Here is a 25,533-nt window from a genome sequence, read left to right as displayed (position 1 = left end):
GATCAGCAACCAAGGTGTTCCACCTGGCGCGTTGGCTGATGAGTTTCCGCCGGCGCGATGAACGGCCGGCGGCTCTTGCGCTTCACGATCTTCAGTCGGTGAAGCGAATGTTGTTTTCCTGGATGACTTGCTTCCACTTCGCCGCCTCAGCAGACATGAATGTCCGCAATTCCTCGCCGGTCTGAATCTTCTTCTGGAAGGACAGCGGTCCAAAACGCTGAGTGAACGCCTCGCTCTCGACCCCCTTTGAGATCGCTTGCGCCAGGAGTGCGACAACAGCGTCGGGAGTTCCCTTTGGAGCCATGTAGCCGTACCAGAGTGCAGGATTGATCTCGGGATAGCCGAGCTCACGCATCGTGGGAACGTCCGGCATGTTTGCTGTTCTTTCTTCGGACGTGACAGCCAGGACTTTGAGGAGACCGTCACCGCGCAAGGTCGCAGCTTCGCGCGCCGATGGGAACATCATTTGCGTGAAGCCGCCTGCAAGGGCTTGCAACCCTTCGGGATTGTTTTTGTACGAGACATGGATCCCCTCAACACCAATGCGCTTCAAGAAGCGGACAGCATTCAGATGCGCAAGCGTCCCCGCACCCGCGCTTGCGAAGGTGATGCCATCGGATGACTTGGCAACTTCGATAAGCTGTTCGATATTGTTGATACCCGCTGACGCAGAGACGACCAGCGCCATTGGATAGCCGCCGATGCCCACAATGGGAGTAAAGTCATCCAGGCCATATTGAAGATTGTCTCTGAGAACTGTCTGGACGATTCCGGACGTCGTCAAACACAGGAGTGTGTAGCCGTCAGCTGCAGACAACGCCACGGCGGTACCGCCAACCGTGGTCGCTCCGCCGCCACGGTTTTCGACGATAACCGTGCCGTTCAGCTCGGTTCTCATTGAATCTGCCAGGAACCGGCTCAAAGTGTCGTCGTCTCCACCAGGAGCATTCCCGATGATTATCTTGACCGGTTTTTCCGGAAATTTTGTCTGGGCACGTGCGCCTTCAATCAAGCTTGCTGAGATCGCCAGCATTGCAGGCGCGCCAAATAGAACCGTCCTTCGGCTAATCATTTCGAACTCCTCCCTAAACATCGATAAAGTCATCGCCGAAGCTACTAATAGAGCCGAGGGTTGGTTTTCTCTAGCGGCGATCTTCAATCAACGCATTGCCGTATAACATTGGTTTATACCCTTCGACGGCGTCGCGTGGCTCGCCAATGCTTTAGAGACCTTGCGCTATCCTGCGTTTTGTCAGCTGACATTGTCGCCGTGCGCTGCGTGGCGAGAACCGGCGCCTCAGAGCGAGAAAGCGTTCCCCGCGGATATCACCAGAACGCCGCCGCGTCGAAAAGCTGAGGCGAGAATGATTGCATCCGCTGTGACTGCGGCGATGTCCATCTCAAACTGCCATGCTCGATGACAGCCGGCATCGATGCGGCCGCACCGCGATCTTTCTCCGGAGGGTCCCATCACGTCTGGTCAAATAGATCAAACCCGGGCCCGACGTTCAGCAATGGTTTTGGCGACCGTATAGCTTTGATACATTTCCGGACCACCCTCGCGGCCAATGCCGCTCTCGCGAACGCCACCGAACGGCGCATCTGCTCCGGGACTTGTGAAGACGTTGACTGCCACAGAGCCCACCTGCAGCTCCCGCGACAGATAGTCGGCCCGCTCGATGGAGTTGGTGAACACAAACGCTGCCAGTCCCATGGTCAGGCTGTTGCTGATCGCCAGCGCTTCATCCATCGAATCTACCGGTGCGCAGGGTGCGATCGGGCCGAACGGCTCTTCGTTCATAATTTTGGCATCGAGCGATACTTCGGCCAGAACAGTCGGCGCGTAGAACCATCCTCGATTGCCAACACGCTTTGCGCCGGTTGCAATACGCGCGCCATGCGCCACGTGGCGTTCACGGCGATTTTCGGTCATTCACGATTTCCCCAGAAAGGCCAGCACTTCGTCCTCGGCAATCTTGGAGCCACGCGCTCGCTGCTGCCAGGTTTGACCGCCGATGTGCGGTGTCAGGACTACATTGGGCAATGCTGCCAACCTTTCGGGAACGAAGGGTTCGGTATCGAGCACGTCCAGCGCCGCACCGGCAATCGTCCGATTTTCGAGTGCGGCGATCAACGCGTCCGTGTCCACGAGGCTGCCGCGCCCAACATTCACGAGCCGGCCCTTCGGGCCCAAAGCGGCGAGTTCCTCCGCTCCAATGATATGCTTGAGGTCAGGCGTTCCCGGTACGGCGAGCACGAGCACGTCGCTTGCCTCGGCCAGAGCGAGCCAACCTTCATGAAGAGATGCGCTCAAGCCGGCATTTGACGGACGATTGAGCCCGGCGATCTTCATTCGTGACGCCGTCGCCCGTGTCGCTATCGCCTGACCGATGCGCCCGCTCAGCCCGCCGATGCCCATCGTCATACCGACGACGCTGTCCCCAACCTCAAACCGCGCTGCTTGCCATTCTCCGCTGCGCGCGAAGCCATCCGCACGGACAAGGCTGCGACATAACATGAGCGTAAGAGCGATTGCCAGGTCAGCGACGTCGTCGGTTAGAGCTTCGCCGACGCAGCGGACCCGGATGCCCCGCCGATCCAGGCCGTCCAGATCGATTTGCTGGCTTCCGGCTCCCTGCGATATGACGAAACGCAGGTTCGGGAGCGCATCAGCGACCTCTGCGGTGCATCCGCGCGTCGCGTTGGTCATCAGGACGCGTATCGCAGCTCTGTCGCCCTCCGCAACAGCAAAGACACTTTCGAGGCCAGGCACGATGCGGACCAGCCCTAGTGCATCGAGTTTGGGATATGTCATGCCCGCAAGTGCGGGGAACGCGAGTATCGGTTGCATATCGTCACACCTGCCCTTTAACAAGAAGGGCGAACGCTATCGGGACGCCACCGCGCCGGCAACGTCGGGAAGGGTGTCTGTGAATCCGAGTTATAATTTTCATTTATAAGCTCAGATCCGCGCCAGCGTGCCAGAGCAATGACGAGTCAGGCGCTGGCACGAATTCCATGTTGCATCCAGGTCGACGGGCAGCAGATCGTTTGCGAAAGAGGCGTCTTACTGTTGGACCAGCGTTCGGCTTTTCCTTCATACTAGGCGGCAGCCTGGGTTATGACTTTCAATGCACAGCCGCCCTCGGTGTTTCGACCACAGGCCTCTGACACGCCGGTCAGCCTGTCATCGCGCTGCGCGCTTTGCCACGAGCATCATGCGTGGTGATTTCTTCATTGTTGAAACTCCTCCTCTTATCTCCTAGCCGACGAAGCCAAGAGTTTGTTGGCCACTCCTGCGGCACTATTCCCCCCGAGACCTCACATCTGGAGCCGCATGAGCGCTGTCGACGTTCAATGTCTCGCAAATGGAAACCTAGCGACAAGGCGGACCCGCCGATACGGGCAATCCGGCAAAAGAATTTTGCGGGCTGCGCAAAGATCAGCCTCGGGGAAGCGTCCGCAATATGAGTGGCGCGACGCTTAAGATCTGGCTAGACCAGCTTTATATTCCGCAAGGTCATAAGGCGTTCCCCCAACAGATGACGTTTTGAGCGCCGATCGCAAAAATGGCTGATCTATTATTCGCGGCTTGGCATGTGAAACCGGCTTGTTCAAGATGTCCAAACGGGAGCCGGCTCTCAAGCCATGAGCGGTATCAGACCATCTAGCGACTTCTTCGCATCGCCATAAAACATCCGCGTGTTCTTCCTGTAGAAAAGCGGATTTTCAATCCCCGAATAGCCCGTTCCCTGACCGCGCTTGGAGACGAACACATGCTTTGCCTTCCACACTTCCAGGACCGGCATGCCAGCGATTGGCTACCCCAAGCTCGCAGCACTGGTCACGACCGACGACGTGGCAATCGGGCAGAGAGCTGGAGATTTGGCCGCAACTCTTCTTCCTCAGGACAGGGTTTCGACAATCGCAATCGTCGAGGGAGCACCAGGCTACGCTTCAGTCGCGCAACGGACGGAGGGTTTCAGCACTGCGCTCGACGCAGCCGGCGTCAAATACGAAATTGTTTCATCTCAGCCTACGGATTGGACGCCGGAAACCGGAGAAACCACCTGCAAGAGCATGATCTCGTCACATCCGGATCTCGACGTCATTTTCAGCCATGCGGATCCGATGGCCCTTGGTTGCGCACGAGCCCTCGACGCGTCAGGTTCAAAGATCAAGTTGGTTGCAACGGGAGGCGGTTCGCGTAAAGGAAACGAGGCCGTCGCCAGCGCGGCAATCGACGGCTCGGTTTGCACCCGGCCCGAACTGCTCGGTCGGCTGATGTTGAAAGTTCTTTACGAGGCGGCGACGAACCCCAACGCGCAGAAAGGGCAATTCATCACCTATGACAGTGCTGTCATTACGAAACAAACCTTGGGAAATTGTCCGCCTGAATGGTGAAGTCATCGAGCCCGCGATAAGATCCTATCCGGAGGTGGCCGGCCGAAGCGCCTATGGTCCTGGCGGCCGGTCATCATCGGGAACGGCTGTCTTCTGGCAACCACATGAATGCGACGCCTACGTCTAAGATTGGCATTGACCGACACGGCCTGCCACCGCCTGTGTCCCGTAACGGATGTCGCGACCGCTCCCGGCGCTTTGGCATGACGCGGGGAGCACATTTGCGTGCAACAACTGCTTCAGTTGGCTGTTGCCGGAAGTCCCAGCCTGCGCCGCAGTTCGGGCGCCGACACATGCGCCCGCCAGCCCGGTCCGCCTTGCTCGAAAGCCCTCGCCGAGGCTAGGTTGCCGACAATCACCGGATCGCACCCAGCGTCGATGACAAGGCCTGCTCCGACCTGCATGGCTTCCTGGTCATCGCTCGCGATGGGCATGCCGACCCTGCCGCCGCTGCGCGTCCCCGATCTTTCGATTACACTCGCGTCGACACAGCTGAACGCTCGAACGAGACGAGCGCCGGCGAGGTACTTCGCCATCGTCTCGGCGACGCCGATCGCCCTGGCCTCCTCAACGATTTCACCCGTCCCACCCGAGAGCGGGGGATTGCAGGCATCGACGACGATCTTTCCATTGATCGACTGGCGAAGGTCGCGCCCAAGCTGCGGAACGGCCGCGAAGGGGACAGCAAACAGCAGGACGGTCCCGAACTCGGCGGCTGCCGGAGGCAAGCCGACGGATGCCCGTGGACCGAGTTCCTGGGCCATCGGCTCCAGTTCCTCTGGGTGGCGCGACGAGAACATGACCTCGTGGCCGGCCTTGACCCAAAGCTGTCCAACCGTCCCTCCCAACGATCCGGCGCCAATCACGCCGATGCGCATCGGCGGGAGCGCTCGCGCGCGGTTTGGAAGCAAGACGGGCAAGGCGGCGAGCATGCCGAGGGCACCGAGGGTCGTTCGACGTGAGACAGGCATATTTCACTCCTTTCGATGGGCGAACATGATGGTCCATGAATGGACTTTTACGGGGGCGGCGATCGCGGAAAGGCAAGGGTGCTTTTCGGCCAGAAGCGCCTCCTTCCGCTCGTGTGTCCGCGCCAGCCAAATGCTCAGGGCCAGCCAGATCAGCGACAAGGGCACGGCGATCACCGATACTTGAGCAAGGCTGATGCCGAGGCCCATCAGCCCCGCATAGCTCCAGCTCGCAACCTGATCACCGCCACGGTAGACCACCGTGTCGATGAAATTTTTCGCCTTGTAGCGGTCTTCCCGGACGCTGGAGGTGAACAGTACTTCCCGCGTCGGACGGGCGAGTGCAAAGTTGCTCACCCTCCTGGCGACCTGGGTGGCGACGAAGACCCCCACTGTGGGATAGGCGGCGAGCGCGCTGAAACCGACCAAGCTGACCAGCGGAAGCGCGCAAAGCGTCGCCACCACGCCAAGCCAACCCATGAGACGGCCGGTGAAAACGACCTGCAAGATCAGGGTGATGGCGTTCACATAGAGATCAATGTTGGCGAAGAACGCGGCCCGCGCGGACCCGTCGGGGAAGTTTTCGGCGGCGATGCTCGCCTGCTGGAAGTAAAGGAACGTCGAGGTGACGGAATAGATCAGGATGAAGAGCGACAGGCCGAGCAGATAGGGTGAACGGAAGGTGTGAACCACACCGGCCAATATGCCGCCACCAAGAGGCTTGTGCAAATCCTTCGCCTTGACGGGCTTTTCGAACGTCTCGCTAACGCGAGACAAGCGGGCCGCGGCGAGGACCGCGACCTCGATCAGCAGAATGGACATCGCGAGCAGCCACGTTCGGCCAACTTGCTCGATCAGGCCCGACGTGAGAGCGGAGCCGATCAGGCCGCCAAGCGTCGCGCCGGCCGCAACAATGCCGAACAGTCTCTTGCCCTGCTCTCCGTTAAAGATGTCGACGATAAAAGACCAGAAGATCGACACCACGAAGAGGTTGAACACTGAAACCCAAATGAAGAAAGCCCGGCCGATCCAGACCTGCTGATTGGGTGGCGCAACGGCAAGCAGCACCGTGAACGCGAGGAGGTTCGCGCTGAAGAACCGGTACGAGATGGCAATGAAGCGCTCCCTTGGAAACCTGCGCACCACACAGGCGAACAGGGGGCTGGCCGCGAGCATGGTCAGCAGCGTCCCCGTGAAAAGCCAGGGCAGATTCTCGACCCCGCCGGAGACGCCGAGTTCATCCCGGATGGGGCGCAACACATAGTAAGCAAGGAAAATTGCGATAACGTAGAGAAGAGACCATGCAAGCGCCGGGATTTCCTCCGGCCGTGCGCCGGTAAAGCGTTGTATAAAGGTCAACACCGACCCTCCGATTACTTCGACTGATTATTGTCCGGCAGGCACCACTCGGTTTGAAAGGGCAGCATTTACTCACCAAATAGGGACGTCATCACCGCGTTGGATCCTGTCAAACACACGGCCAACATGCGTGCAGAAACAACTGTCGATCCAAGACGCTCGGTCGGTCGGCATTCAAGCCGGGAACTCGCGGTCAAGCTCCGCAAGGTCTTGCTCGCTGAGCACAAGGCTGAGCGCCTTAGCATTCTCGCGGATATGAACGGCGGAGCCCGACTCCGGAATGGCAATCGTCTGTCCGTTGCGCATCGTCCAGGCGATGGCTGCGGCCGCGGGGGAAACGCTGTGTCTCGCCGCGACCTGCGCGAGGACGGGATTGCGAAGCAGACCGCTATCACCCGTGCCGAGCGGCGAATAAGCCATCAGGGGAACGCCATTGCGCATGCTCCACGGCAAGAGGTCCGCCTCGATGCTGCGATCGGTCAGATTGTAAAGCACCTGGTTAGTGGCGCAGCCACGGCCGCCCTCGACACGGAACAACTCGTCCATGTCGCTCACGCCGAAATTGGAGACGCCCCACCGACGGATCTTCCCTTCGGCCCGCAAGGCCTCGAAGGTGTCGACAACGACGCCAAGCTGCCGCACTCCGCCGCGCCAATGCAGCAGGTAGAGATCCAGGTAATCGGTATTCAGACGCGTCAGGCTTGCCGCACAGGCCCGACGGATGTCGTCAGCACGTGTGGCGTTGGACGGCAAGACTTTGGAGACGAGGAAGACTTTCTCCCTTTTCCCGGAGATGACGCGACCGATCATTTCCTCCGAGTTTCCACTGCCATACATCTCGGCGGTGTCGATCAAGGTCATGCCGAGGGCGAGGCCGGTCCTTAGAGCGTTCTCTTCCTGAGCTGCCGGACGGCGCCCTTGCGCCAGTCGCCAGGACCCCATGCCCAACGCCGGCGCGCTTCCTTCCTGCGAAAGTCGAACCGGCGAAAATTGCTGTGCCCGTGCCATTCCGCTGGCGATTACTCCTGCCGCACACACCATTCCGAACTGCCTGCGTGTCATTGCTTTCAAGGTGCTCGCTCCTTCTTCACTCCAATCCTACCTGTATGCTTCATGTGGTCCGGACCGCACCGCTCGCTGCGCCCTGCCAGAACCGTCAGCAGAGCAGCAATGAGCAACAGGGCCGCGCTGATGCCGAAGGTCGCCTGATACCCGCTCGTATCGAACAGAAGACCGCCGACGATCGCACCGAAAGTGATCGCGAGCTGAACAACCGCCACCATCAGCCCGCCCCCGGCCTCGGCGTCATCCGGCAATGTCCTCGCCACCCACGTCCACCAGCCGACCGGCGCGGAGGTCGAAAACAGCCCCCAAAAGCCGAGCAGCACTGCTGTGACGGCGACACCACCGCCAAGCAGAGTAAGCGCCGACGCGATGAGCGCCATAAGCACCGGGATCGCGATCAGCGTCCGGTAGAGGCCCTCCTCCACGAACCCGCCGATGAGAGAGGTGCCGATGAAACCCGTCACGCCCATCATCAGCAGCATGAGCGACAGCGTCGAAACGCCGACATGTTCCACCGTTTCGAGAAACGGCCGAAGATAGGTGAACAGCGCGAACTGACCCATGAAAAACAGACTCACGGCCGCCATTCCCAAGGCAACGACAGGCCGGTTCAGCACCTTGAAAACGGCTGTAGCACTCGTTCGGACCTCAGTCTTCATGGAGGGCAGGCCGATCAACTGCCAGGCGAAAACGATGACTGCGATCGGAACGACGAAAAAGAAAGCCCCGCGCCAGCCGATGAGGCCACCGAGAAAACTTCCCAGCGGTGCGGCGATCACCGTCGCCAGCGCATTTCCGCCGTTCAGGATCGCCAAAGCACGCGGCACCTGTTGGTCCGGCACGAGCCGCATTGCTGTGGCGGCTGACATCGACCAGAAACCACCGATGGCGACGCCGATGAATGCGCGGCCGACCATGAAGATCTCATAGTTCGGCGCGATCGCCACGATTGTTCCCGAGACGATCATCAGCCCGGTCAACGTCAGCAAAAGCAGCTTGCGGTCGAGTTGGCCGGCCACCGCCGAAATGAAGAGACTGGTCAGGACAGCGAAGGCACCCGATACCGAGATCGCCTGGCCGGCCTGACCCTCGGTGATCTGGAGGTCGGACGCGATCGGCGTCAGCAGGCTGACCGGCATGAATTCGGACGCGATCAAGGCGAACGCGCCCAGTGACAGCGCAAAGACCCCACCCCAGGCTGGAGAACGGTCTGCATCGGCGCCTTGTGTTGAGGAGACGTCTAAAAGCATCAGAATTTTGCCTCGTGGCTTCTTATGGCACGCTCACTGCCATCGCCGACCGCATCTCTGCACATCGACGGGATTGAAAATGCTGCGTGGAATGTGCTTCCAGCTCGGGACCATGTTGACCGGCGGCGAAACCTTTAGAGGCCGCAAATTCGCCAACTGGACGACGTTTTGATCCGCCGACGGCAGATATAGGCGCAGCGCCGACCAGCAACTAGACGCCTAAACCTGCATGCGATTATAAGTTTCACTCATCAATCTCGATCCGTTATCGGCTGTCCAGACATCGGGGCCGGTTAGAAATGCGGCGCCCGATCGGGCGCGGGTCTGGAAGGGTTTCGTTAGCGGATGGATCGGCTAGCTTGGTTTTGCTTGAAGGAAGATCGTGCTGAGCAGGCATTGGGCGGGGCAACATCTTGTCGCTGGCCAGTCAAAGGCGCTAAGGTGGCTACAGTCGCTATAACGCTATAACTGAGGACGGCGCCATGGCCACGGTGGAGGCCGGGAAAAAGCGCAAGCGGAGAAGGATACCGATTTTTGCGGAGCCGGATTGTCTCGATCGAGGTGATCGTCACGCACCTGCAACCCCGCCTAGAAGGGTAAGCTGAGGGCCGAAGTCGAATACCGCGTCGCTGTTGGCATGGCCACCTCGGCGGATTGATGCCGTCGGGAGCGACATGGCCGATCAGCCGCCAGGGAGCGGCCCAGGTGTGAACACTTCTATCGGTGCTCCGAGATTGCGAATGGGAACGACGCCGAGACTGGTCAGCGTCGATCCATCATTTCGCGACTTCTTTGCCGTCACCCCGCAAACGAGACAGTTCGTCCCCATCTCCTTATTGAGTTCCTGAAGTCTCTGGGCGAGATTTACTGCATCGCCATACACGGTGTAAGTCTGACGGTCGCCAGCTCCAACCGTCCCGGCGGCAATGAGCCCCGTGGCAACCCCTATTCGCAGACGGATGGGTATGCCATCGAACCGTCGACTTGCTGCCATGGCGAGAATATCGCGAGATGCGCTAAGAGCCCGATCAGCGTGGTTTTCAATGGGAAGCGGTGCGTTGAACGATACCAACAAGGCATCACCAATGTAGTTGATGACAACGCCACCATGTTGGTCGACGATGTCGGTAACCGCGGTGAAGAACTCATTCAACAGATGCACGAGCCTTGTCGGATGCATGCCTTCGGAGAGGCGTGTGAACCCCTCTATATCGGCAAACAGGAGTGTCGCGAGCCGCGTCTGTGGGGCTAGATGCCCTTCATCGAGAAGCTCGCGAAGAACGGGAGCAGGGACGTAGCGCCCGAAGAGATTTTGCACCCGGCGTTGACCGGCTTCGGCATGGGCGTGATCCCCGACTACTCGTCTTGCCCGATGAACGGCTAGAGCCGCAATGGCGGTAACCAGAGCAATAATCAGAGCCTCTTGAACTCTCGACGCAATTCCCAGAAAGTTTGGATTGAGGACTGTCTCAATGTAGACGTCGCGTGTTGGGGAGATCGGTAGGTTACTGTAGCTTAAGACTTCTTCCATCCCGGATACGATCCACCACGTGGCAAACAGGAGGCCGCCAGCAGCCCATGCACCGGTCCAAAGAACGAGTGGGGGCGAGAGGGTGAGGACCGCTGCAGCGACGATCAAATAGTAGTGCTGCACAGAGCTGGTGAAGAATACCAGATTTTGCGGAACATTGCCGCCACTGCTCAGCGGCACAAAAGCGAGCAATATAGTCACCGCTGTTGCATCGAAAGCGAAAAGCGCAAATCTAGCGTGCTTTTCATAACGCGTGCCAATCGCGGCCAAAGACGTTACGCCGACTAGCGCGATTGTTGCCGTAGTTCCGAAAATTGCAATATTTATCGGAAAGTAGTAACTCAGCAGGTAAGTCAACGCGATGAGCATCACCGCTGCAGTGCGGCCGATAACAGCGATCTTGAAGCCTTTTCTTTCTGCTCTGCTCAAGGCAGACGCAGTCGTGTCAGGCGGGTTAACCAAAACGTGCTTTTTGGCCAATACAGCTCCTCAGCTATTGCTTATTTGGCATCCAAAGAGTGAAAACACTCTCACCTTTCGGTAGTAGTGATGACCGGCTGTCGGCGGCACAAAGTCCTGTGGGCCGTGACGGCACAAGGGCGATCTTGGTCCCCTATAGACCCAGAACCGCAGCCACCTTTCCAATATATCAAACGTCGAAAAGGTTGATTAGCTCGCAAAATCCGCATGCGGTCATGAAGCATACTCATAAATGGCGTAGGCAGCTCATTTCTAGTCGAGCGGCGGGCGAGCTTCCCCGTCTGCTTAGCAGACCGCGCGAGGACCTTGCATAAAGCTCTTGCCGGTCAACAGACTTTTTGCCGGCGCCACTGCGACCCGACAATCTGCGGTTATAGCTTCGTCGACGGGTCCGGGAAAATGCTTTCGGCGTAAGTGCGAGGTTTGGTATGAGTTTCAATACAAACCCGACGGACAAGAACCATGAGACATGACAAATCTATCGCGCAACGGCTTCGATCTTTGGGTCTGAGGCCGACGGAACAGCGTATTGCACTTGCCAATCTCTTATTTGCCGACGGCGACAGGCATGTAACCGCCGAGGAGTTGCATGCGGAAGCGGTTTCACGCGGGTTCTCACTGTCCGTTGCTACCGTATACAATACACTGCATCAATTCACCGATGCCGGTCTCATCCGTGTCCTCGCGATCGAAGGCTTGAAAACCTGGTTTGACACAAACATCTCCGATCACCATCATTTCTTTGTCGAGGGTAGGGGCGAGATCCTGGATTTCGAAGGAAGTCAAATCGAAATCTTAAATTTGCCGGATCCCCCGGACGGCTTGGAAATCGGACACGTCGACATCGTCATCCGACTACGTCCTCTAGGGTGAAGTTAGCGTACGGAAGTCATCTACTGCGATGCCCACAATATAGCCGGTCTCAATTGCCTTGTGGCCGCTCGACTGCGCCGCAGAGTTGCTCGGCTTGATTGGCAAAATCCGGAGTTCGGCAGCGGAAAACTCAGCCGGTTGCCAACTTGGAGTGGATCACTCCGATGACAACATATCGCTCAGCGGCACCAAAGTGAGTTCCGCTCGGCAATCGCTTTTATGAATTCTTCTCATAAGTTCATGCAGCTTTCAGGAACTAATCAGAGGTCGGTTCGCCAACTATTTTCGAGCCGAGTGCCGCAAACGCCGCGACGCATCCCGGCCGCGTGGCACCCGACCAGCGTAATATCCTGCCATCGGGCACGAGCGTCAAAACCGAACCCACTCATTCAGACCAGCAAAAGATTTACTATGAACGTTAACGTCAACAAGCTACGCGTCGACAACCAGTTCTTCGAAGGCGAGCGCGCCCTGTTTGCAAGAAAGCATCTCCATCTCGAGAGCGTGAAATTTTATCCCGGTGAATCTGCGCTCAAGCACTGTACCGATGTCGAAGCGCGCGATTGCGAGTTCATGGGAAAATATCCGTTCTGGCACAACGATCAGACAACGATCGATCGCTGCCTGTTTACCGTCTATGCTCGCGCTGCATTATGGTACTCGCAAAACCTTCGAATGACTAACTGCCTTGTCGAAGCTCCTAAAATGTTTCGCGAGGTGCGCCGCCTCCAGATCGAGAACACCCAATTTCCCAATGCTGCCGAGTGTTGCTGGAACTGCCATGACATTAGCATGCGCGACGTCGAGATGCGCGGTGCGGACTACGTATTCATGTACGGCTCGGACATCCGGATCGATGGCTTCAAGTTACAGGGCAACTATTCCTTCCAGGATGCCAAGAACGTCGTCATCCGAAACGCTCAGCTCGATTCCAAGGACGCCTTCTGGAACTCCGAGAACGTCACCGTCTACGATTCCGTCCTCGATGGCGAATTCCTCGGATGGCATTCCAAGAACCTGAAACTCGTGAATTGCGAGATCCGCGGTGCGCAACCACTCTGCTACGCGACCAATCTGGTTATGGAAAATTGTGTCATGATTGATACAAACTTGTGCTTTGAGTACAGCACGCTGACAGCGGATGTCAGAAGCCACATCTTGAGCGTAAAAAACCCAAAGGGCGGACACATCAGGGCCAGGAGCATCGGTGAGGTCATCATCGACGAAAATTGCCTTAACCCCGGTGCCTGCCAAGTTGAAGCCGATACGACCGTGGCGGCCTAAGTATGCAATCTCAATTTGACTTGATCGTTTCCCGTAGAAACAGCGGTTCTTACAAATGGGACTTCACGACTGATCCCGACATGCTGCCGATGTGGATAGCGGACATGGACTTTCGCACCGCGCCCTCCATAATCGCGGCGTTGGAGAAGCGGGTCCAACACGGGATTTTCGGGTACACGAAGGTTCCGACCGCATATTTCGACGCCATCACTAACTGGTTCTCGCGCCGCCACGGCTTCGACTTCTCAAGGGAATGGCTACTCTTTACCAGCGGGGTTGTACCTGCTTTGTCGGCAATCATCCGGGCGTTAACGCAGCAGGGAGACAAGGTGATCGTACAATCACCTGTCTACAATTGCTTCTTCTCGTCGATTCGCAACCAAGGCTGCGAAACCGTTTATAACGATCTCATCTATAACGATGGCCGATATTCGATCGACTTTGATGATCTTGAGCGGAAGGCAAGCGACCCGCGCGCTCGATTGTTTTTGTTGTGCAACCCTCACAATCCCGTTGGAAGAGTGTGGGCGCAGGAGGAGTTGACCCGAATCGGTGAAATCTGTCTCAAGCACAACGTCCTCGTTATTTCGGATGAAATCCACTGCGATCTCGTTTTCGCCGGGCATCAGCACGTTCCGTTTGCGTCGATCAATCCCCGGTTCTTGCTCGGCTCGGTGACATGCACCTCGCCCAGCAAGGCATTCAATCTTGCAGGTTTGCAGGTCGCCAACATTCTGGCTGCTGATGCCGATATCCGCGCCAAGATAGACAAGACTCTCAATGTACACGAGGTTTGCGAGATCAATCCCTTTGGGGTCGAGGCTCTGATCGCGGCCTACGATGCTGGGGAAACGTGGCTGAATGAGCTGAAAGCCTATCTCTTCGAAAACTACCAATACCTTCGCGGATTTTTCGAAGAGCACCTCCCGCAGCTTTCAGTTTTGCCGTTAGAGGCGACCTATCTGGTATGGATCGATTGTTCTGCCCTGAATATGTCATCGGTCGCGATCGCGGCGCAACTGAAACATGAGGGCAAGCTATGGCTCAACGAAGGGGAGTTGTATGGCCCGAGCGGCCAGAGTTTCGTCAGGATCAATATTGCATGCCCCAGGCAATCCCTTGAGCAGGGATTGGACAGGATCAGGAAGGTCTTTGGAAGTGTCCGCCCCTGAGCCGTTTAGGCCCAAGCATCTGGCTGCTGACATATAACAGACGCGTGCACATTTCACGAGTATTACGTGGCGCGGTCGGCCGCAAACTGACTGGTCGCCGGCGTGCCAAGTGACCCGATCGTGCCGTCTCGATGTCTGCAGGGCGCCGAAGTTCCGGCGCGGTCGTCTCATCGTACTCTTTGTTTCCGGCATCTAAGCCAACCTTAGAGCAGAGATTCCGCTTATACGTGTGGTTCTCCGGAGGCAACTCCGAGCGATCGGGCAGGCGGCACGCGGCACCGGTGCCCAATCAAGCCGACCAACTCGTCCGCGGCACAGCCGAGCGGGCTGAGGCAATTTGGACCGGGCTATATAGAGCGCGCCAACGGTGCCGGCGCGCACCGGTTCGCACTTCATGGAAAGCCACTTGCCCAACGCACAAGCGGCTGCCTCTTCGAAAGGGTGCTGTCTGAATCGGTCATTTGTGGAGCGTCCTTTCGGCGGCATCCGCAAACGAGTTGTCGTAAGATCCCTCGATCAACGAAGGATCGACTTTTGAGCCGGTGAACTCTTCGGAATGGCCCACGATGAATTGCATCATCTCTTGGGTAACTATTCCGCTCTTCGGTGCGCTTCTGATTTCATTAGGCCAGACAGCGTCAAACACAGCTTTGTTAATTGCCGGGAAGAATTTCTCATGCACCCGGTCTCTAACTTTCAAGTTCTCATCGGGATCCGCGAGCGCGTCGAGCGTCATTTGCATCGCCAAGGCTACTTTCTCAGCCGCCCTGGGATACTTGTCGAGCCAGCTCCTATTAGCGGCAGCCCCGATGTAAAAATAGCCGTCGAGATTTTTGACTGCCCCACCCGAATTATTGAACAACATTACGCCACCAAGATCGGAAATAACAATCTGACTCGTCGGTGCCGAAATCGACGCAGCATCAACCCTGTTATTACGCAACGCGGCAAGGTAGGTACTTGCATCGCTGCCAAGACCAACAATGTTCAAGTCCCGGTCGGGGTTGAGGCCGCCGAGCTTGGCAAGGTAGCGAACGATCTGATCACTGCCGCTCCCCACTCCGGTAACGCCGATGGTGATGCCGTTCAAAGCTGCAAGCCGCTCCTCGAGCGTGCTGTTGTCTGTGATGTTGTGTTTTTCCGCCCAGCTCTTGGTCACGACAAGGTTCGAGTTCACCTGTGTAATGAGGGCGCTGAAAAGGACCAACTGGGCGTTTTGCCCGCGCGCCTGAAGCACCGAGATTGGCGAGCCGAGAACTACATCAGCGTCCCCAGAAACGGCAGCAGCCATCGCCTTAGCACCAGAGCCGGTCTTGAGGACCTCGGCGTCCAAGCCAGCTTTATCGAAGTATCCCATCGCCTCTGCCACAAGTAAGGGAAGGAACGCGAAATTTACGGTGGAGTGTGTAAGAACTACCTTATCTCGCTCCTGGGCATATGTGGTACCGTGGAACATCGCTCCCATGGCAAGCACCAGCATTGCCAATTTTGGTGTTGTTCGTTTGTGCTTCATCGTCTTCTCCTCCATAAGATTTTGACTTGGGCGCGCGCTTTCGTGATGGCACTGAAGCCGTGCTTGGCGTACGTTTCCTCGCGCACACCGGCCCTTAGATTTGCTCTTTTGGTCCAAAGCCCGACCTAAAAACCACGGGTTGTGTTTGTCTTGCGGACGGGTCCTCTACTGTTCGAGGACGTGGCCCCCGCAAAACAGTACTGATGAACCTCGCAATGCCCGTGCCAAGCAGCAGAGCGCACGGTCTACGAGCCTCGGTCGGGCTCGTTCCAAGTAGAGGTAGCTTGCGAACGGCCGTGGGATGGACGTGCGGAACCCCGGCCTAAAGTGGATCCAATGGAGACACAATGTTGCCGCCACGATCAAACTGCCGCGTCTGCCTGCGTCCTCACTCGATTAACCACGCTGTATCGATCTCACGTCTCACCAGCCAACACGTTGGCTTCGTTTTTGCGAAGGAACGCCATAGGGCGAGATCAAACTGCTCGCCATCTGAATAACGTCACGATCAAGGAGGAAGCCCTTATGGGTACAGGTATTGAGCCGGAGCGCGTCTACAAGGCGGTGCCGCAGCTAGGTCGAATTCGAGAGAGCGTTTTGGTTGGCGACGTCTGGAAGCAACCGGAATTGTCCTATCGCGACCGGATCCTTGTTACCTGCTCGATCCTGGCCGCTCTCAACAAGCCGGAGGAGCTTAGAGTATGGCTAGGGCGAGGAGTAGAATGCGGCCTCACCCTCGATGAGATCCGCGGACTGATTATGCAAGTTACCTTCTATGCAGGTTGGCCCACGGGGCTAGGTGCAGGAAAAGCAGCCTTGGACCTGTTGGAAACAGATAACGACTAACGGGAGGTGACGGGGCCTCGGTTCGCTCGGCGGCGCAGTGGCGCGTCGTCTCCTTCTGAATCCTCAAGGATATCGCCGCCTACAAGCTTGGAGGAACCTCCAATCTCGATGACATTTCTCACCTGTACGAGCAAATGTTTGAGATCAGTTTCGCCTCGACTTGAAGACGCAAGGCGGTCTTGCGGGGTTTGCGCCCCAGCCCATCCCCAGCGCAAAATGCCGAGGAGATCTCCTGGAATGTGTGTTTCGGAAAAACCGGGTGAATGCAGGCTGCGGCCTGCGGATGTGCGGTCAGGCTCCAGCCACTCGCGGGTTGTGTGCGTCAAGTTCTGCAAAATTGGCGGTCATGAAGCTGGTCATGCGGCTGCTTTGAGCATGATCTTCTTGTGTTCTTTCAGGTCCTCCATGTTGATGTAGCGGTTGGCTTCGAGCCAGTTCTCGTGCGTTTCGACGGCAAGCGCCCGTACCAGACGCAGGCAACTGGCCGCATTGGGAAAGATACGCACGACATAGGTTCGGCGCCTGATCTCCTCATTGAAGCGTTCCAGCATATTGGTCGACTTCATGTGCTTGTGGTGCCGGCGAGGCAGCCGATAGAAGGTCAGTGTCTCCTCGATGGTTTCCTCAACCCAATCGGTAAGCCTGGGATACTTGCCCTGCCATTTTCCCAGCCACTGGGCGAGATCGGCACGTGCCTCGGCGAGATCCCGGCGGTCGTAGATCCAGCGTAGTTCCTGCAGGCAGTCGCCGTCGGCCTTGCGCGGCAGATGATCGAGCGCATTCCTGAGGAAATGCACGTAGCAGCGCTGATGGGCAGCTGCGTTGAGCACTTCGCGAATGGCGGCGCGCAAGCCGGCATGATCGTCGGCGACAACAAACTCAACGCCGTGAAGGCCTCGCGTCGTCAGGCCAAGCAGGAAGTCCTTCCATGACGAGCTGCTCTCGCGATTGGCCATCTCGACAGCCAGGACCTGACGGCGGCCGTCCCAGTCGATCCCGATCGCAATCAGCACCGCTTGGCTCCTGACCACGCCAGCTTCGCGCACCTTCTCATAGCGGGCATCGAGGATGAGGTAAGGGAAAGGCTCGGGAAGCAGTCGCTTGGCAAAAGCCTTGAGGCTTTCGTCCAGCCGCTTGTTGATCGCCGAAATCGCCGAAGCGGAGAAGGCATGCCCACACAGTTCTTCCGTGATCGCCTTCACCTTCCGTGTCGAGACACCCTGGACGTACATCTCCGCCAAGGTCGAAACGAGGGCCTGTTCAGAACGCTGATAGCGCTCGAACAGCTCGGTGGAAAAGCGGCCCGAACGATCCTGCGGCACGCGCAGTTCCAGCTTGCCGACGCGGGTGATCAGCGTGCGGCCATAGTACCCCGAACGGTAGCCCAGCCGCTCCGAGGTGCGTTCGCTCTTCGAAGCGCCCAAAGCCTGCTCCATCTCGGCTTCCAGCCCTTCCTGCATCATTACGCGGATGATTTCCCGCAGGCCATCGGGATTGGAAACAAGAATGTCTTTGACTGCGGCGCTGACTGTCTTACTTTCCGTCTTGGTCATGGCGACGTTCCTCATCAGGGAATCAGGTGGCTTGAACATCACCAGCTTGCCATGACCGCCCCCATTTCGGAATTTGCAGAACCTTCAGCACACTACCCTCGCGGCTAAGAGCCTGACCATGTGCGAGCGCCGCAACCGCTGGGTCTCACTTCCTTTCAGCGGTTAGACAGCCACCTCCCGCCGGCTTTCAATTTTCTGCCAAGGCATGGCGATCTTCGCGAGGAGGGTGACGCCAAGATTCAAAAGACCCGACAAGGCGATAATTGCGATCAGCGCAGCAAACAGCCCTGGCGTGTCGAACTGGCTTGAAGAGTAGGTGAGCAGATAGCCGAGCCCGCGATTGGCTGCGATCATCTCTCCGACGATTGCGCCGATGACGGCATAGGGTACGGAAAGGCGCAGACCTGCAAAGACCCACACAATGGCCGCAGGTACGACGACCTTTCGCAGAACATGGCTTTCGTTGGCACCCATCAGCCGCAGGATCGCAACCAGTTCCGGGCTGACGCCGCGGACGCCAGTATAGGTGTTCAGGAAGACCAGGAAGAACACGACAGTTGCGGTCAAGACGATCTTCATGTCCATCCCGATCCCGAACCAGATGATGAACAGCGGGGCGAGCGCAATCTTCGGCAAGCTGTAAAATGCCACGATAAATGGATTGAGCAGATCAGCCAAGCCCGTGGCGCGGCCGAGCAAAACGCCGAGCATCATGCCGACGCCGGCGCCGATCAGGAATCCGACGAAGGCCTCGGTCGCTGTGATGGTGGTGTGAAACAGAAGGCTGCCATCGACGACCCAGGACCAGAAGACTTGAGCGATCTGGCTCGGAGAACTGACAAACAAGGGGTCGATCAGCGGCCCGGAGGCGAACTGCCAAGCAACCAGGAAGGCCAACAGAAGCGCCAGGCGAGAGAGTGCGAGCGTCATGTTCATTGCAGCTCCTTGTCGATGTCGGGCGCCATTTCGTCCCAGAGGCGCGCAGTGATTTCGATGTAATTCGGATCATGCCTGAGGCGTAAAAGGTCGCGCTCTTTGGGCAGCGGGACATCGAGGATCTCCCGGATTGTGCCGGGTCTTCCCGAAAAGATCGCACAGCGGTCCGCGAGTGCCACCGCCTCGTCGAGGTCGTGCGTTACGAAGAGGATTGACTTGCCGAGCCGCTGCGCGATGCGCCGCATCTCCACTTGCATTCTCAGGCGCAGCTGAGCGTCGAGCGCAGCGAAGGGTTCATCGAACAGCAGTGTTTCGGGATCATAAGCCAGAAGCCTGGCGAGCGCCGCGCGCTTTCGCATGCCGCCGGAAAGTTGCGACGGGTAGCTGCCTCCGAACCCTTTCAAGCCGACAAGCTCAAGGAGCTCGTCAATCCTGTCCTTCATCTCCTTTCGAGGCATGCGGTTAATCTCGAGCGGAACGGCGATGTTGCCGGCGACATCCCTCCAGGGCAGCAGATGGTCGCTTTGCGTCATGTAGCCAACCCTGCGGTTGAGCCCCTTGACTTCCTCCCCGCGGTAGACGACTAACCCGGCCGTACAGCGAAAGAGGCCGGCGACCATGTTGAGAAGGGTGGACTTTCCGCATCCGGATGGCCCCACCAGCGTGATGAATTCGCCTTCGCTGACGGCCAGATTGACGTCTCTTACCGCCTGCATTTCATTCCCGTCCACCACAAAGGTTTTGGAAACGCTTGCGAACGAAATTATCGGTTTCGCACCCGCAGGCGACGCCGATCCGTTCCCCTGTCGGTTGGGGACAGCGTGAAGCTCTCTTGCGCCTTTGTTCATTTTTCCTCCCTTAGCCAACTACTGTCGGTGACCTCGTGACGCCGTCCCGCGGACATTCGATCTCGCGCGGGGGACAAAGCATCGGCGCGATTGTTTTCAGAGGGTCGCAATGCGTGTGCCAACCCACCCTGGTGAGCTCTCATTTCGACGAATGATCGACTTGGGAGGCAATTCGTTCGGCATTTCGGGCGAAACCCATTGCGACGGGAACGATCGCCAGTGGGGAACCGTCGATTGCCGTACGTTTCCACTGTTCCGTGTGAGGGTTCTGACGAAAGGCCTTTGTTCTGGCACCGAGTTTGCGACGGAGGGACCGATCTGAACGACGCCGGCGGCAGCCTGTGCCTTGCGGCATGCGATATTAACGTCGAGATGCTTGGAGTAAAACCGATGCCCCGGACTGTCACAGCATACGCAGCTGCATCGCGTACCGCCACGTTCGAAGCAATAGAAATCGAACGCCGGCCGACCGGGTCGAAGGATGTCGAAATCGAGATCGCGTATTGTGGCGTCTGCCATACTGATCTGCATCAGGTCCGCGATTGGCAGAATACCAAGTTTCCTTGCGTTCCCGGGCACGAAATCGTCGGCCGCATCATCGCGATCGGGGATGCCGTCGAGCTGTATGGAGTCGGTGACGTCGTCGGCGTGGGGTGTATCGTTGCCAGTTGCAGGCATTGCGATGCCTGCCTCGAAGGTCTTGAGCAATTCTGCGGTCACGGCTTCACAAATACCTATAACTCACCAACCATCGATCCGCCCGGCTATACGATGGGCGGCTACTCCCAGCGCATTGTTGTCGATGAGCGTTATGTGCTGCGCGTGCGTCATCCCGAAGCTCAGATTGCGGCCGTTGCGCCGCTGCTTTGCGCCGGAATCACCACGTATTCTGCTTTGCGCCGTTGGAATGTCCGGTCAGGCATGGCCGTGGGAATCGTCGGTATCGGGGGCCTCGGTCACGTCGGCATCAAGATTGCCCGTGCGATGGGCGCCAACGTCGTCGCGTTCACGACAAGCGAAGCGAAGCGCGAGGATGCGCTCATGCTGGGCGCGAACGAAGTAGTCGTCTCAACAAACAAGCCGGAGATGGAAAACTACGCTGAACGACTGGATTTTATTCTGAATACGGTCTCGGCAAGTCATGACCTCAACGAATACCTCGTCCTGTTGAAGCGTGATTGCAGCATGGTGATGGTCGGCGTGCCGAACACACCTCACCAGTCTCCGGATATGCGGGTCCTTTTCCGGCGACGTCGATCCCTCACGGGGTCGCTGATCGGAGGGATCCCAGAGACGCAGGAAATGCTGAATTTCTGCGCCGAGCATAACATCGTCGCCGACATTGAACTGATACAGGGCGACCAAATCGATGTTGCCTACGATCGGATGATCAAGAACGACGTCAAGTATCGGTTCGTAATCGCTGTTGGTACAGCAGCAACGCCTTAGCCTGATTGCTCTTGTAAGGAATGTTGCCTGCTTAACAAGCAACGAAGGTAAGACGCGGCAAGTTGCAATTGAGAGAGTTTGCTCCAGACTGCCGGGGCCTTGCAAATTAGATCTAACACGTCTCCGCGCACGGGTTCGCGGTCAACGACGAGAGCATTTTTCAACCTGCAAAGTTGGCCGAACAGTCAAAATTCCCGTTCGGCCAATTGGCAAGTTTAGGGCTGCTCGGAAGGTGTGTCGATCCGTACCTGCTGCTGCTTCTTGCCGTCTATGATGATGCCCATGCCGACTGGAATCGCAAGCTGCTGGTTGACGCCATATTCAGCTTTGCCTCGCCAGCCGAGTTTGCCGAGATATCGCGATTCAGGCGTCATGCGGCGGAGCGCCGTGGCAATCTTTTCGCCGTCCTGGTCGGTGCCGGCAATCGAGATTGCCTTCAGGATGTTTTCGGCTGCGATCTGCGCGTTGTAGAAGAGCGAATTGTCAGGGACCTTGCCCTTCATCAGGCGCTCGTAATCGGCGTTCAGCTTCAGGATGCCCGGATCTTCGGTCGGGACGGATTCCACCCAATAGAAACCTTTCTGGGCCTCCGCACCGCCTGAGCCTGCCAGAATCGCATCCGTTCCGGTGCCCGATCGGCCGAACACACCTTCATATCCTTCTTCAAGCATCTGCTTGACCAGGATCGCCGCTTCGCCGGGAGGCATCGGACCGAGCTCGACGGTATCGGGATCTATGGTCATCAGGCGCGTTACGATCGGAGCGAAGTTCGTCGTGCCGCGCTGGTACCATTCGGTCGACGCCTCGACGCCAAGCTTTGAATAGTTCTTTGCGAGCGCATTGCCGGAGTCAGTTCCGCCTTGGTCGTTCGGACCCATCACGACAGCCGTCTTGAACCCGAAACGCTCCTGCGCGGCCTTGAGCAAGCTCGAACCCCATACGTTTGCGTTGGGGACTTTCTGGAAAGCCAACGGGAAATCCGGCGCGATCGCGTCGACCGCAAACGAGGTTGCAAAGTCGACCTGACCATTGCGCTTTGCCACAGGTTTGAAGCCGGCAAGTTCCGGCGAAACGATCGGACCGACCGTTGCGTGCACACCCTCGCTCGCGAGGTAGTTGGATGCTGCTGCCCCGCCGGCTGCGGTCGACTGCGCATCGAAGCTGACGACCCTTACCTTGCATTTGCTGTCGCCGACCTGAAGCCCGCCTTGCTCGTTGACGTAGGCGGCCTCAAATTCCGTTCCGGCCTTTTCGGCAAGACCCCATGAGGCCGCGCCGCCAGTAAACCCTCCGACCGAGCCGATCTTTATCTGGCATTCCTGTGCAAATGCATGTGCACCCGACAGACATACGCCAGATAGCAATGCCCCCCAAAGAGCCCCACGTTTCATCGCTGAACGAATAGTCATTGTTGTACCTCCTCCACTTGTCTTGCGCGATTTGGCACAACCAACGGTGCGGCCAAAGGCGACCTCCCAATACTGCGGCAGAAATTCCCGATTGGGTCCGTTGTCCTGCCCAGCATTCAGTCACGTAGCAATCGCGATGCCAAAATGCGGATCAGAGATATTCTTCCGCCAGGGCTGCTTCACGGATTTCGCTCACCGTGCCGTGGCGGCGGACCTCTCCGCCGCGAATGACGTAGACCCGGTCGACCAGCTTCAAGGCAGGTCTTGCCATCTGCTCGGTCATCAGGATGGTCGTGCCGTTGCGCTGCAGCTCCCGGATTGCCTCGCTGATGCGTCCGATCCACACCGGCGCAAGCCCGAGAAACGGCTCATCGAGCAGCAGCAATTTCGGCATCCTGCTAACCGCTCGCGCGATAGCCACGATCTGCTGCTGGCCACCGCTCAATTGATTGGCCGGTTGATCTCCACGTTCTTCGAGCAACGGGAATGTCTTTCGGATCCACTCGAGGTTTGTCTTGGCCTTCGAGAGCGGGAAACCAAGCGTGCTCGACATGACATTCTCGGTGACCGTCAAGGAATTGAAGACGCGTCGGCCTTCGGGCGAATAGCCGATCCCAAGGCGGGCGCGCGCCGCGCAGGGGATGGAAGAGATGTCTTTCCCATCGAACGTGATCTCTCCGGAAACGATCGGAACAAGTCCTATGATCGCATTGATCAAGCTGGACTTGCCCGCGCCGTTTGATCCGATCAGCAAAACAGACTCGCCTTGCTTGACCTCAACGGAAATGTTCTGCAGCGCGGTAATGCCCCCATAGCGCACCCCGAGATTGTCGATCTTAAGCATTGTCATCGTCGGTCGCTCCAAGATAGGCATCAATCACGTCTTGTCGGGAAAGGACCTCTTCCGGCGGTCCTTCGGCCAGCAGGCGACCTGCTTCAAGGACCACGACGCGCGGGCAGAGCCTGCGAACGAGATCCATGTCATGTTCGACTATGAGAATTCCGCATCCCGTCAAGCGTCTCGCATGCTCGACGAAACGGTCGATCTGGGTTCGCTCGCGCCGCTCCAAGCCGGCTGCGGGTTCATCAAGAAGCATGAACCTTGGCCTGACCGCGAGAACCATGAGAAGCCCCAGCATCTTCTGCAGGCCATAGGGAAGCTTGTCGCTGCGCTCATGAAGATGACGCGTCAGCCCGAATTCGTGGAGAAGCTGGTTAATCCCGAGATCTTGCGCGCTTTGTCCGCTGAAGCGTAAAGCTCGGTATAGGTTTTCCTCGACACTGCCGGAACGGAATGTGTTTGTTTGCTGGAAACTGCGAACGACACCGAGCCGGCTGACGGCGTGAAACGGCTTTCCCGAGATGTCCTGGTTGCCAAGCGTCACCCGACCGGATGACAACCGAAGCATTCCGCAAATCACGTTGATGAGCGTCGTCTTGCCGGCGCCGTTCGGACCAATGACGCCCACCACTTCGTTTGCCGAAAGGGTGAAGGACAAGGTCTGGAAGACCTTCAGGCCGCCGAACTGTTTCGAGACCGATTCGATGCGCAATGCGTCGTCTTGGCCCATCGGCGAGACCGTCGCAGGCGAAACGTCAAGCATGTTCATCGGCAATCCTTTCCGCCTTCTTGTTCGCTTTTCTGGATTTGGAGTTGTCGAAAAGTTTCACGATCGTCCCCACGAGTCCTCCCGGTGCCAGCGTCAGGACAACGACGAGTAGAAGGCCAAACATCCCGGGGGCGAGATGGGCGTAGCTGCTGAAGACGTTGGTCATGATGATCAGAAGGGCGCTTCCTACCACGCCGCCCAGCATCGTGCCGCGTCCCCCGACGAAGACGTAGGCAACGTAGTTGTTGACCGACCATGATGCGAACGAGCTCGGATGAGCCGTTGACAGGAGATTGACGAGGGCGAAGCCGGCCAGCCCGGATACCCCAGCTGACACGACAAAGCCGACAAGACGATATTTCCACACAGCAACGCCAAGACTTTCCGCCAGGGTCTCGTTTTCCTCGATCGACGTGAATTCCGGACGAAACCGCTGAGTGGCCACAAGCGAGATCACCATCGCGGCTATGCATATCAGGACCGTCACGAAGACAAGCGAGGCAGTGCTGTCAAAGCTGTAGCCGAACAGCGTCGCCGATGGTACGCCAGCAATGCCGTTGGCGCCGCCGGTCAGCCCCGGAGCCTCGAAGAGCACGATCTGGAGAATTTCATTCGTGACGAAGGTGATGAAGATGAAGTAGACGCCGCGGAGCCGAAGCACGAGGCCGCCGAGTGGCACTGCTACAAGTGCCGGGACGATAAAGCTTATGGCCATCAAGAGCAGGAGGTCCGAGCCGCCTGAAGTGGCGACAATAGCCGCCGCATAACCGCCGATCGCCATGAAGGCTGGAACGGTAAATGACAGAAGCCCCATGCGCAGCATGATGTAGACGCCCATTGCCGCGACCACGCCAATCGCCACCTGGTTGGTGAGCGAGTAATACAGGGGATTGCTGGAGACGAACGGTACAGCAAGCAGCGGAACGAGTATGAGAACGCTTGCGAAATCGAGAATAAAGTCCCGGCGGCGATCTGGGGTCATT

Annotated in this window: 22 protein-coding genes and 1 pseudogene; 6 read left to right on the top strand and 17 right to left on the bottom strand. The window is 57.8% G+C overall.

Translation table 11 applies throughout. The annotated features are described in order from the left end of the window. Positions 1 to 91: 91 nt before the first annotated feature. From ACZ9DP_RS12935 to ACZ9DP_RS12920, 4 genes and pseudogenes are all read right to left on the bottom strand, one after another. Complete coding sequence (locus tag ACZ9DP_RS12935) at positions 92 to 1,159, bottom strand: Bug family tripartite tricarboxylate transporter substrate binding protein (RefSeq protein WP_476202098.1); 1,068 nt, start codon at positions 1,157 to 1,159, stop codon at positions 92 to 94. A gap of 330 nt (positions 1,160 to 1,489) precedes the next feature. Further along, positions 1,490 to 1,933, bottom strand: coding sequence for an aldehyde dehydrogenase family protein (locus ACZ9DP_RS12930; protein WP_476202096.1), 444 nt, complete (start codon positions 1,931 to 1,933; stop codon positions 1,490 to 1,492). Beyond that, positions 1,934 to 2,851 carry an NAD(P)-dependent oxidoreductase gene (locus ACZ9DP_RS12925; protein WP_476202095.1) on the bottom strand — a complete coding sequence of 306 codons (918 nt, stop codon included), beginning with the start codon at positions 2,849 to 2,851 and terminating at the stop codon, positions 1,934 to 1,936. It abuts the gene before it with no gap. Positions 2,852 to 3,641: 790 nt separating this feature from the next. Further along, positions 3,642 to 3,821 (bottom strand): annotated as a pseudogene (locus ACZ9DP_RS12920) (NAD(P)(+) transhydrogenase (Re/Si-specific) subunit beta); the annotation flags it as partial. On the opposite strand from ACZ9DP_RS12920, the gene ACZ9DP_RS12915 reads away from it, so the two are divergent. Then, positions 3,808 to 4,404: a sugar ABC transporter substrate-binding protein gene (locus ACZ9DP_RS12915; RefSeq protein WP_476202093.1), complete on the top strand. Its 597-nt coding sequence runs from the start codon at positions 3,808 to 3,810 to the stop codon at positions 4,402 to 4,404. The pseudogene ACZ9DP_RS12920 and the gene ACZ9DP_RS12915 overlap by 14 nt on opposite strands. 239 nt (positions 4,405 to 4,643) lie before the next feature. Here the strand turns inward: ACZ9DP_RS12915 and ACZ9DP_RS12910 are convergent, their stop codons facing one another. The 5 genes from ACZ9DP_RS12910 to ACZ9DP_RS12890 form a co-directional block, all read right to left on the bottom strand. After that, positions 4,644 to 5,375 (bottom strand): NADPH-dependent F420 reductase, encoded by a 732-nt coding sequence (locus tag ACZ9DP_RS12910; protein ID WP_476202091.1) that lies wholly within the window; start codon positions 5,373 to 5,375, stop codon positions 4,644 to 4,646. A 3-nt stretch (positions 5,376 to 5,378) separates the two neighbouring features. Then, positions 5,379 to 6,734 (bottom strand): NTP/NDP exchange transporter, encoded by a 1,356-nt coding sequence (locus tag ACZ9DP_RS12905; protein WP_476202090.1) that lies wholly within the window; start codon positions 6,732 to 6,734, stop codon positions 5,379 to 5,381. A gap of 171 nt (positions 6,735 to 6,905) precedes the next feature. After that, positions 6,906 to 7,739 carry an aldo/keto reductase gene (locus ACZ9DP_RS12900; protein ID WP_476202283.1) on the bottom strand — a complete coding sequence of 278 codons (834 nt, stop codon included), beginning with the start codon at positions 7,737 to 7,739 and terminating at the stop codon, positions 6,906 to 6,908. Between the two features lie 59 nt (positions 7,740 to 7,798). Further along, positions 7,799 to 9,046 carry an MFS transporter gene (locus ACZ9DP_RS12895; RefSeq protein WP_476202088.1) on the bottom strand — a complete coding sequence of 416 codons (1,248 nt, stop codon included), beginning with the start codon at positions 9,044 to 9,046 and terminating at the stop codon, positions 7,799 to 7,801. Positions 9,047 to 9,728: 682 nt separating this feature from the next. Next, positions 9,729 to 11,057, bottom strand: a complete 1,329-nt coding sequence (locus tag ACZ9DP_RS12890) for an adenylate/guanylate cyclase domain-containing protein (protein ID WP_476202086.1) — start codon at positions 11,055 to 11,057, stop codon at positions 9,729 to 9,731. A gap of 462 nt (positions 11,058 to 11,519) precedes the next feature. Here ACZ9DP_RS12890 and irrA point away from each other — a divergent pair, with 462 nt between their 5' ends. The 3 genes from irrA to ACZ9DP_RS12875 all read left to right on the top strand — a co-directional run bounded on the left by irrA (position 11,520) and on the right by ACZ9DP_RS12875 (position 14,386). Continuing rightward, positions 11,520 to 11,930 carry an iron response transcriptional regulator IrrA gene (gene irrA, locus ACZ9DP_RS12885; RefSeq protein ID WP_476202084.1) on the top strand — a complete coding sequence of 137 codons (411 nt, stop codon included), beginning with the start codon at positions 11,520 to 11,522 and terminating at the stop codon, positions 11,928 to 11,930. 240 nt (positions 11,931 to 12,170) lie between these two features. Continuing rightward, positions 12,171 to 13,214 (top strand): DUF3737 family protein, encoded by a 1,044-nt coding sequence (locus ACZ9DP_RS12880; protein ID WP_476202082.1) that lies wholly within the window; start codon positions 12,171 to 12,173, stop codon positions 13,212 to 13,214. 2 nt (positions 13,215 to 13,216) lie between these two features. Further along, on the top strand, positions 13,217 to 14,386 hold the full coding sequence (locus ACZ9DP_RS12875) for a MalY/PatB family protein (protein WP_476202080.1): 1,170 nt from the start codon (positions 13,217 to 13,219) through the stop codon (positions 14,384 to 14,386). A gap of 457 nt (positions 14,387 to 14,843) precedes the next feature. Here the strand turns inward: ACZ9DP_RS12875 and ACZ9DP_RS12870 are convergent, their stop codons facing one another. Further along, on the bottom strand, positions 14,844 to 15,899 hold the full coding sequence (locus tag ACZ9DP_RS12870) for an ABC transporter substrate-binding protein (protein ID WP_476202078.1): 1,056 nt from the start codon (positions 15,897 to 15,899) through the stop codon (positions 14,844 to 14,846). A 525-nt stretch (positions 15,900 to 16,424) separates the two neighbouring features. Here ACZ9DP_RS12870 and ACZ9DP_RS12865 point away from each other — a divergent pair. Beyond that, entirely contained in the window at positions 16,425 to 16,745 is a 321-nt protein-coding gene (locus ACZ9DP_RS12865; RefSeq protein WP_476202076.1) for a carboxymuconolactone decarboxylase family protein, read from the top strand. A 356-nt stretch (positions 16,746 to 17,101) separates the two neighbouring features. Here ACZ9DP_RS12865 and ACZ9DP_RS12860 read toward each other — a convergent pair whose 3' ends face one another. The 3 genes from ACZ9DP_RS12860 to ACZ9DP_RS12850 all read right to left on the bottom strand — a co-directional run bounded on the left by ACZ9DP_RS12860 (position 17,102) and on the right by ACZ9DP_RS12850 (position 19,950). Next, the gene (locus ACZ9DP_RS12860; protein ID WP_476202074.1) at positions 17,102 to 18,298 is read right to left on the bottom strand and encodes an IS256 family transposase; all 1,197 of its coding nucleotides are present in this window, start codon (positions 18,296 to 18,298) and stop codon (positions 17,102 to 17,104) included. 162 nt (positions 18,299 to 18,460) lie between these two features. Then, entirely contained in the window at positions 18,461 to 19,234 is a 774-nt protein-coding gene (locus ACZ9DP_RS12855; protein ID WP_476202072.1) for an ABC transporter permease, read from the bottom strand. Continuing rightward, a complete protein-coding gene (locus ACZ9DP_RS12850; protein WP_476202071.1) occupies positions 19,231 to 19,950 on the bottom strand; it encodes an ABC transporter ATP-binding protein in 720 nt (239 codons plus the stop codon). Before ACZ9DP_RS12850 ends, ACZ9DP_RS12855 begins: the two co-directional genes overlap by 4 nt. A gap of 351 nt (positions 19,951 to 20,301) precedes the next feature. Between ACZ9DP_RS12850 and ACZ9DP_RS12845 the strand changes: the two genes are divergently transcribed. Continuing rightward, a complete protein-coding gene (locus ACZ9DP_RS12845; RefSeq protein ID WP_476202070.1) occupies positions 20,302 to 21,531 on the top strand; it encodes an NAD(P)-dependent alcohol dehydrogenase in 1,230 nt (409 codons plus the stop codon). A gap of 215 nt (positions 21,532 to 21,746) precedes the next feature. Here the strand turns inward: ACZ9DP_RS12845 and ACZ9DP_RS12840 are convergent, their stop codons facing one another. The 4 genes from ACZ9DP_RS12840 to ACZ9DP_RS12825 all read right to left on the bottom strand — a co-directional run bounded on the left by ACZ9DP_RS12840 (position 21,747) and on the right by ACZ9DP_RS12825 (position 25,532). Beyond that, a complete protein-coding gene (locus tag ACZ9DP_RS12840) occupies positions 21,747 to 22,940 on the bottom strand; it encodes an ABC transporter substrate-binding protein (RefSeq protein WP_476202069.1) in 1,194 nt (397 codons plus the stop codon). Positions 22,941 to 23,091: 151 nt separating this feature from the next. Then, positions 23,092 to 23,790, bottom strand: a complete 699-nt coding sequence (locus tag ACZ9DP_RS12835; RefSeq protein ID WP_476202068.1) for an ABC transporter ATP-binding protein — start codon at positions 23,788 to 23,790, stop codon at positions 23,092 to 23,094. Then, positions 23,777 to 24,550, bottom strand: a complete 774-nt coding sequence (locus ACZ9DP_RS12830; RefSeq protein WP_476202067.1) for an ABC transporter ATP-binding protein — start codon at positions 24,548 to 24,550, stop codon at positions 23,777 to 23,779. The genes ACZ9DP_RS12835 and ACZ9DP_RS12830 overlap by 14 nt, the downstream gene beginning before the upstream one ends. Next, positions 24,537 to 25,532 (bottom strand): branched-chain amino acid ABC transporter permease, encoded by a 996-nt coding sequence (locus tag ACZ9DP_RS12825; protein ID WP_476202065.1) that lies wholly within the window; start codon positions 25,530 to 25,532, stop codon positions 24,537 to 24,539. Before ACZ9DP_RS12825 ends, ACZ9DP_RS12830 begins: the two co-directional genes overlap by 14 nt. Position 25,533: the final 1 nt, after the last annotated feature.

It is taken from the genome of Rhizobium sp. USDA 4016 (assembly GCF_056279705.1).
This window is presented reverse-complemented; position numbering and strand designations above follow the sequence as displayed.

Coding starts and splice junctions, on each gene's coding strand:
- irrA (WP_476202084.1), top strand. CDS start 11,520: ATGAGACATGACAAATCTATCGCGCAACGGCTTCGATCTTTGGGTCTG.
- ACZ9DP_RS12875 (WP_476202080.1), top strand. CDS start 13,217: ATGCAATCTCAATTTGACTTGATCGTTTCCCGTAGAAACAGCGGTTCT.
- ACZ9DP_RS12825 (WP_476202065.1), bottom strand. CDS start 25,532: ATGACCCCAGATCGCCGCCGGGACTTTATTCTCGATTTCGCAAGCGTT.
- ACZ9DP_RS12865 (WP_476202076.1), top strand. CDS start 16,425: ATGGGTACAGGTATTGAGCCGGAGCGCGTCTACAAGGCGGTGCCGCAG.
- ACZ9DP_RS12880 (WP_476202082.1), top strand. CDS start 12,171: ATGCAGCTTTCAGGAACTAATCAGAGGTCGGTTCGCCAACTATTTTCG.
- ACZ9DP_RS12930 (WP_476202096.1), bottom strand. CDS start 1,933: ATGACCGAAAATCGCCGTGAACGCCACGTGGCGCATGGCGCGCGTATT.
- ACZ9DP_RS12895 (WP_476202088.1), bottom strand. CDS start 9,046: ATGCTTTTAGACGTCTCCTCAACACAAGGCGCCGATGCAGACCGTTCT.
- ACZ9DP_RS12830 (WP_476202067.1), bottom strand. CDS start 24,550: ATGAACATGCTTGACGTTTCGCCTGCGACGGTCTCGCCGATGGGCCAA.
- ACZ9DP_RS12870 (WP_476202078.1), bottom strand. CDS start 15,899: ATGAAGCACAAACGAACAACACCAAAATTGGCAATGCTGGTGCTTGCC.
- ACZ9DP_RS12900 (WP_476202283.1), bottom strand. CDS start 7,739: ATGGCACGGGCACAGCAATTTTCGCCGGTTCGACTTTCGCAGGAAGGA.
- ACZ9DP_RS12915 (WP_476202093.1), top strand. CDS start 3,808: ATGCCAGCGATTGGCTACCCCAAGCTCGCAGCACTGGTCACGACCGAC.
- ACZ9DP_RS12850 (WP_476202071.1), bottom strand. CDS start 19,950: ATGCAGGCGGTAAGAGACGTCAATCTGGCCGTCAGCGAAGGCGAATTC.
- ACZ9DP_RS12910 (WP_476202091.1), bottom strand. CDS start 5,375: ATGCCTGTCTCACGTCGAACGACCCTCGGTGCCCTCGGCATGCTCGCC.
- ACZ9DP_RS12860 (WP_476202074.1), bottom strand. CDS start 18,298: ATGACCAAGACGGAAAGTAAGACAGTCAGCGCCGCAGTCAAAGACATT.
- ACZ9DP_RS12925 (WP_476202095.1), bottom strand. CDS start 2,851: ATGCAACCGATACTCGCGTTCCCCGCACTTGCGGGCATGACATATCCC.
- ACZ9DP_RS12835 (WP_476202068.1), bottom strand. CDS start 23,790: ATGACAATGCTTAAGATCGACAATCTCGGGGTGCGCTATGGGGGCATT.
- ACZ9DP_RS12840 (WP_476202069.1), bottom strand. CDS start 22,940: ATGACTATTCGTTCAGCGATGAAACGTGGGGCTCTTTGGGGGGCATTG.
- ACZ9DP_RS12855 (WP_476202072.1), bottom strand. CDS start 19,234: ATGAACATGACGCTCGCACTCTCTCGCCTGGCGCTTCTGTTGGCCTTC.